3 protein-coding genes are annotated in these 7,434 nt (G+C 50.0%); 2 read left to right on the forward strand and 1 reads right to left on the reverse strand.

Features of this window, described 5'->3' with window-relative positions; genetic code table 11:
- Nucleotides 1–92 precede the first annotated feature (92 nt).
- Nucleotides 93–3,239 carry a PA14 domain-containing protein gene (locus AAF564_12125; GenBank protein MEM8486289.1) on the forward strand — a complete coding sequence of 1,049 codons (3,147 nt, stop codon included), beginning with the start codon at nucleotides 93–95 and terminating at the stop codon, nucleotides 3,237–3,239.
- A 228-nt stretch (nucleotides 3,240–3,467) separates the two neighbouring features.
- On the forward strand, nucleotides 3,468–6,617 hold the full coding sequence (locus AAF564_12130) for a PA14 domain-containing protein (GenBank protein ID MEM8486290.1): 3,150 nt from the start codon (nucleotides 3,468–3,470) through the stop codon (nucleotides 6,615–6,617).
- A gap of 171 nt (nucleotides 6,618–6,788) precedes the next feature.
- Here the strand turns inward: AAF564_12130 and AAF564_12135 are convergent.
- Nucleotides 6,789–7,434 (reverse strand): response regulator (locus AAF564_12135; protein MEM8486291.1); only part of this gene is annotated, 646 nt, incomplete at its 5' end.

Here is a 7,434-nt window from a genome sequence, read left to right on the forward strand (position 1 = left end):
TCAAAATTGTCTGGCCGCATTACGCGGCGCTTCGCTTCCCTGGGCAATTTCTTTGATTCCGACAACACGATCAAGCATTTAGCTTAATATATATGGCATCGTATCTATTCCCCATCAAGCTTTTGTTGCTTCTGTGTCTCCTATACCCATCTACCGTAGCAGCACAGCGCAATTCAGACAGCAACAGTACTGCCTCAAAAAAGGCCATTGTAGTCAGTGGTGAACTCAAAAGGTGGCATCCTGTGACATTCACAGTAGATGGCCCAACGGTGGATGAGCAAGATGTAATAAATCCTTTTGCAGATTACAAACTTGAAATAACAATAACCAATGGGGTGACAACCCTGGTTATACCAGGCTATTATGCCGCAGATGGCAATGCCGGCGAGACCAGTGCCACTTCCGGCAATTTATGGCGCGCACATTTCTCGCCTCCTGAAACGGGCACATGGGACTATACCGTTTCTTTTGTCCGTGGCACCGATATCGCTATTGATGACACAGCCATCATAGATGAAACACTCATCGACGATGAGACAGGCAGTTTAGTTATAACAGATACAGATAAAACGGGTCGCGATTTTCGCGGCAAAGGTAGCCTCCGATATGTTGGTGAAGCATATCTACAGTTCGACAACGGCGACTGGTACATCAAAACCGGTATTGATAGCCCGGAAAACATACTCGCTTTTTCGGATTTCGACAGCACCTATACTGCGGATGGCAACGACTTTGTAAAAGACTACGTCCCGCACATCCAGGATTGGAACGCCGGCGACCCCACTTGGCAAGGCGGCAAAGGCAAAGGCCTCATTGGCGCAGTCAACTACCTTGCTGCCCAGGGCATCAACAGCGCTTTTATTCTGATCAACAACATTGGCCAGGAAGGCGACAATGAAGCATTGGGTAACGATGACGTTTGGCCGTTTCTGACTACAAAAATTTATGACCGCTACGACGTATCCAAACTCGAGCAGTGGAATATCGTATTCAAGCATATGCAGGAAAACGGTATTATGCTTCACTTTGCCCTGCAGGAAATCGACAATGACAAATTGCTCGACAATGGCGACCTGGGCCGCACGAGAAAACTGTTCTATCGAGAATTGATGGCGCGCTTCGGCTACCACAACGCCCTGACCTGGAATATAGGGGAAGAACTGCGCTCTGACCGCAACACAGAAGAACAGCGGCAATCGTATGTGGATTTCATTGCCTCTATCGACCCGTATGATCACGGGATTGTAGGTCACACCTGGCCCGGTGACGATGAGTACCTGGCCGTTTATGGCCCGCTGCTCGGGCACAGCACCTTTGATGGCATTTCCTTCCAGATCCATGACGGTCAGGATGGCACCGGTGATCTGAAAGTTTACGAAACCACCAAGGAGTGGTATAATTTCGCCAAAGGCGCCGGCAGAAAATGGTACATGACCATGGACGAGTGCTGTGGCTGGCAGACAGGCGTACAACCCTCAGGCGACGAATACAACCTCGACGACGTACGTGTTGACGTACTCTGGGGTAACCTGATGGCCGGCGGTAGTGGCTCAGAGTGGTTCTTTGGGGACCGCAAGCCTATCCAGTATGACCTCTCCACCGAAGACTTCAGACCCTTCCAGCTCATGTGGAACTACTCACGCTATGCTGGAGAATTCTTTCATAACTACCTGCCATTTACGCAGATGGAACCACAAGATGACCTCACGGACGACGAAGATCATCTTGTGTTTGCAGATCCCGGCGAAGTATACGCAATTTATCTCCGCGAGGGGCTTTCTCCTGATCTAGATCTGGCAGCAAACGTAGGTAATTACCGAATTAAGTGGTATAACCCTCGCACGGGGGGTGGCCTGCAGAATGGTACCATCAAATCAGTTAGCGGCGCCGGCGTCAAAAATCTGGGGTTGCCGCCACAGGCGGAAGAAGAAGACTGGGTGGTGCTCGTAGAAAATGTCGGCTTCAGCAACTATGCGCTGGCAGACTTCCAAACCACGCAGTCGGGCTCAAATCCACGTACCTACGCTTTCGATGCATCGCTTTCACAAAGCTTCGGCGGTTCGATTTCCAATTATGAATGGGACTTTGGCGATGGCGCATTTGCCACAGGCAGCAGCGTTGTGCATACCTATGCGCAATCAGGTACCTATCAGGTAAAAGTCACAGTAACTGATAGCCAGGGCAACACCGATGAGGCGCTCCAGCAAACCATCGTCTTCCCTGTTTTTGCCTCACCTGTTAATGGCTTGATGGGCGAATATTACGACAACCTGACGCTGTCGGATACACCTGAGACACGGCTTGATCCGCGAATCAACTTTATCTGGGGAAATAAAACACCAATAGCCAAGGTAGACCGAGACAGCTTCACCGTTCGCTGGAAAGGCCATCTTATGCCAGATCGCACAGACACGTACACGCTTCGTATCGAGTCTGATGATGCGCTCCGGCTCTGGATTGATGACAACCTGCTGATCGACAACTGGGAAAACACGGGCCTCGTGGAATCAAGTGTCGATGTAGCCATGCAGGCTTACTTCTTCCACAAAATCCAGATTGAATACCGGGAGAATGAAGGCACTTCGCACATCCGGTTTTTCTGGTCATCTTCAACGCTGGCTGAGCAAATTATCCCCGAAACGCACTTCTTCTATGATGCGTCGGAGACGCTGCCAGTAGAGTTAACCGGTTTTGATGCGCTGACAAACGAGGATTCAGTTGTCTTGCAATGGTCTACTGCATCAGAAACAAACAACGCCGGATTTGAAGTGGAGCGTGCCCTGGAAGATGGCAACGTCTTCGAGCGCATAGGTTTTGTCCGTGGTAACGGCACCACTACCGAAGCACAAACTTACGCGTTTACCGACAACGCAAAATTTGAAAACATTGAATACGTCACATACAGACTCAAACAGATCGATTTTGACGGCGCTTTTGCGTACTCAGATGCGATCCAGGTGAACCTGCCTGCGCCGGCTGCGCTTGCGTTGCACAAGAACTTTCCTAACCCGTTTAATCCAGTTACTGTGATTCGTTACGATGTACCACAAGCAGGTCCTGTGCGGCTTGCGGTGTACGACGCAACAGGTCGCCAGGTAGTTATACTTGTCGATAGCGAAGTGGCTGCCGGCCGGTACCAAACACACTTTGACGCCACAAACCTGGCGAGCGGCGTGTATTTCTACCGCCTGGAGACAACACGAACATCTATAACCAACACCATGCTGCTTGCAAAATAGCATGGGATCCGGGCGGTATGTCTACATGCTTCAGGCATGATATACAGCCCGGATCCATTTTTTGGCTTGACCCACCCGTAAAACAACTTTTGTTTTCATACAATGCAGCCGATTATTGATTAGGTAGCATCAGGTGATCTCTAATTATTCGTACGATCCTGAAGCACCTCCATCGGTATTGCCAAAACTGCCACGCTCGAGCTTTTTCTGAATAACCCTACCTGTTTTATGCATCAAAGATGGAAAACGATAATTGCCATCTGCCTTTTTTGCTTCTCAACACAAACAGTTTACAGCGACCCACACGTTGAATCTGCACAAAATCAGAATGTCACTTTATCAGGCGAATTAAAGCAATGGCACCCCGTTACGCTTGAAATAGAAGGCCCAACGGTGAGTGAAACGGACGCCATTAATCCGTTTTTCGATTACCGTGTTGAAGCCACGTTTTCGCTAAACGGGATTGATCATGTTGTGCCTGGCTATTTTGCAGGAGATGGCAACGCAGCAAATTCCAGCGTCGCCGCCGGCAACATATGGCATGCACACTTTACGCCACAGCAAACCGGTAACTGGACCTACACCGTAACCTTTGTCCGTGGTACCGATGTCGCCATTGATCCAACAGCCATCGTCGATGAAACCATACTTGCCGGCACGTCAGACAGTTTTACGATTACAGCATCTGACAAATCCGGCAAAGACTTAAAAGGACGCGGCGCGCTGCGCAATGTGGGCGCATCCTACCTGCAGTTCGATAATGGCGACTGGTATATCAAAGGGGGGACAGACAGCCCGGAAAACATCCTGGCATATACCGAATTTGACGGCACCTACAGCCTTGATGTCATCAATTTTGTTAAAGACTTTGATCCGCATATTCAGGATTGGCAGGCTGGCGACCCGGTATGGCAATCCAGTAAAGGCAAAGGGCTGATCGGTGCTATAAATTACCTTTCAAGCCAGGATGTAAACGCGGCCTTCATCCTTATCAACAATCTCGGCCTGAACGACAGCGAAGACGAAGGCAATGAAGATGTCTGGCCCTGGATCGACCCTGATACCCTCGACCGCTACGACGTTTCAAAACTCGCACAGTGGGACATTGTATTCCAGCACATGCAGGAAATGGGCCTTGTGCTACATTTTGCGTTGCAGGAAATCGACAATGATGTGTTGCTGGACAACGGCGACCTGGGCAGGGACCGCAAGCTGTTTTATCGTGAGATGTTTGCGCGGTTTGGCTACCACAATGGTGTTATCTGGAATATTGGAGAAGAGCTTCGTTCAGATCGTAATACAGATGCGCAACGCAAGTCATACATCGACTACATAGCCGATCTCGATGTTTACAGCCACCCAATCGTTGCCCATACCTGGCCGGGTGAAGATGAGTATAGCGCCATATATGGCCCGCTGCTTGGTTATCCAACATTTGACGGCATCGCATTTCAGATTCACCTGGGCTCAGAGGCAACAGGAGATTTGAAGGTGTACAACATTACGAAAGATTGGTACACCCAGTCTACCAATAGTGGCCGCAAGTGGGCCATTATGATGGATGAGTGCTGCGGCTGGAAGACGGGCGTGCGCCCCTGGGGTGACGAGTACAATCTCGATGAAGTGCGTCCTGACGTCCTCTGGGGCAACCTGATGGCCGGCGGCGGCGGCGTTGAGTGGTTCTTCGGCGATCGCAAGCCCATGCAATACGATCTTGCTACTGAGGATTTTCGGCTCTACAGTCTTATGTGGGCCTACACACGCCACGCCCGCAATTTCTTCTTCGACCATCTGCCTTTCACAGAAATGGCTCCCCAGACAGATCTGGCTGACGATGAAGACCATCTCGTTTTTGCCAACCCGGGAGAAATCTACGCCATATACCTGCGAGAAGGCGGTAGTCCATCGTTGGATTTAGCCGCAAACGTGGGCAATTATCGGGTAAAATGGTACAATCCCCGCAATGGCGGCGGACTACAGCATGGGTCCGTCACAACTTTTTCTGGCGCAGGAGTGCAGAGCCTCGGCAATCCTCCAACAGCAGAAGATGAAGACTGGGTAGTGATGGTCGAGAACGTAGGATTTACCGGTTATTCCAATGCAGTGTATACCTATCAGCAAGCACTCGACAATCCGCTCAAGCTGATGTTTGACGCTTCAGCCGCAGCCAGTGTGGGTGGCAGCATCGTATCTTACAACTGGGATTTTGGTGATGGCACAAGTGGCTCAGGTGTATCACCCAGTCATACGTATCAGAAAGCCGGCACCTTTCAACCTGTGCTATCGGTTACCGATAACCTCGGCAATACCGATGAATTTAGCATGCCCATTGCAGTGATTCCTGCAGCCGGGCAAGCCCAATCGGGTCTATGGGGAACGTATTTCAATAACACAACCCTGAGTGGCACTCCTGAAACCCGGCTCGACCCCCGTATCAACTTCAAATGGGGCAACGGCATTCCCATCCGGCTTGTTGATGAAGATAACTTTTCTGTTCGCTGGGAAGGCCATGTACTGGCAGACTATAGCGAAACCTACACAATACGCCTCGAAGCAGAGGACGGTGCGCGGCTTTGGATTGACGATGTGCTACTCATAGATACCTGGGCCAACGACGCGTATTCTAATACAAGCGTTCAGGTGGCCCTGCAGGCCGGCCAATTCAAAAAAATAAAACTTGAAATGGTGGCCAATACCGGCCGCGCAGATATCCGTCTGTTCTGGTCTGCGCCCTCGCTCGTAGAACAGATTATCCCTGAGCAGCACTTCTTTTATGCGCCGGACATTACGCTGCCAGTAACCCTTACCAGTTTCACCGGCCTCGTCGACGAAGAGTTGATCCATTTGCAATGGGAAACGGCGTCAGAATTGAACAATGCCGGGTTTGAAGTTCAGTTTTTGTCCGCCCATACATTGTTGCCCAATGAAGAGGCAGCTGCCACATGGCAATCCCTGGCATTTGTATCCGGTCAAGGGACAACAGACGCACCACATGCCTACCAGTACACTGTTGAAGGCCTTGCACCAGGCATTTATGACTTCCGGCTCAAACAGATAGACTTTGATGGCACTTTCATGCATACAGCACCGATCCAGATTGTCTTCCAGACATCGGGCGAAGTTGTACTACACGCCAACTATCCCAATCCCTTCAACCCGGTAACGCAAATTCGTTTTGAATTGCCAGTATCGGCTGAGGTCGACCTTTCGGTATTTGATGTTACAGGTCGAAAAGTTGCCGTGCTGGTGGATGGCCCTATGCAAAGCGGCCGGCACAGCGTTGCGTTTGACGGGCTCAATTTATCGAGCGGTACCTATTTCTACCAGCTACAGACGGGCAACTTGAGAATCACAAAACCGATGACGCTAACCAAGTAGCAGCAGACCAGGTGGCAGTAACAGCACAGAAATGACAGGACAAAAAAACAGGACAGCGATCCTACCCCTACGATCTCTGTCCTGTTATGAACGGATTTTCCCGGATGCGTTGAATGATATGACCGAGAAAAGAGAAGCTAGTACTTATTTAACAGTCTTGGTATAGCGTATTTACGGGGTTTTTGATGTGATATTCAGCAAAGCAGCTGTTTTTTCTTTCGCTATTTCAACTTTTGCGCGTTCCAGTGCATGCATCATTTCTTCTTTGGAGTAAGGCTTGCTCAAATAGTCATCCATTCCTGACTCTAAGAACTTCTCGCGATCACCTACCATTGCACGGGCAGTGACGGCGATAATCCAGGGACTTTGTTTGCCCTCCGTCATTGCACGGATGTGAGCTGTGGCTGCCTGTCCATCCATTTCCGGCATTTGGATATCCATCAATATGATGTCATAGTGTGCCTTTTCACAGGCCCATACCGCTTCCATGCCATTTGTAGCCTGGGTGACTTCGTACCCGAGTTTACCTAAAAAATGAGAGGCCAGTTTTTGGTTATCAGCTTCGTCGTCAACAACCAATACACGTGGCGTTTTGGGTGTGTGCTCTTCCTGTTTTGCTGTTGTGCTATCTTCGTTTTCACCTGCAAACTTGCGAACCAAAGCTCCTAACAGCTGGTGTAATTGCGCACCAGCAACGGGTTTCATAATACTCAGTGACACAATTTCCGGCTCGTAATGGTGTTTGCCATCATCAGAAAGCAACACAAGGGGCAAGGTACTGCCGGCCAACTCTCGGATCTGACGCGCTACCGACAAA

The sequence above is a fragment of the Bacteroidota bacterium genome, from assembly GCA_039111535.1.
Classification (GTDB): Bacteria; Bacteroidota; Rhodothermia; order Rhodothermales; family JAHQVL01; genus JBCCIM01.

Coding starts and splice junctions, on each gene's coding strand:
- AAF564_12125 (MEM8486289.1), top strand. CDS start 93: ATGGCATCGTATCTATTCCCCATCAAGCTTTTGTTGCTTCTGTGTCTC.
- AAF564_12130 (MEM8486290.1), top strand. CDS start 3,468: ATGCATCAAAGATGGAAAACGATAATTGCCATCTGCCTTTTTTGCTTC.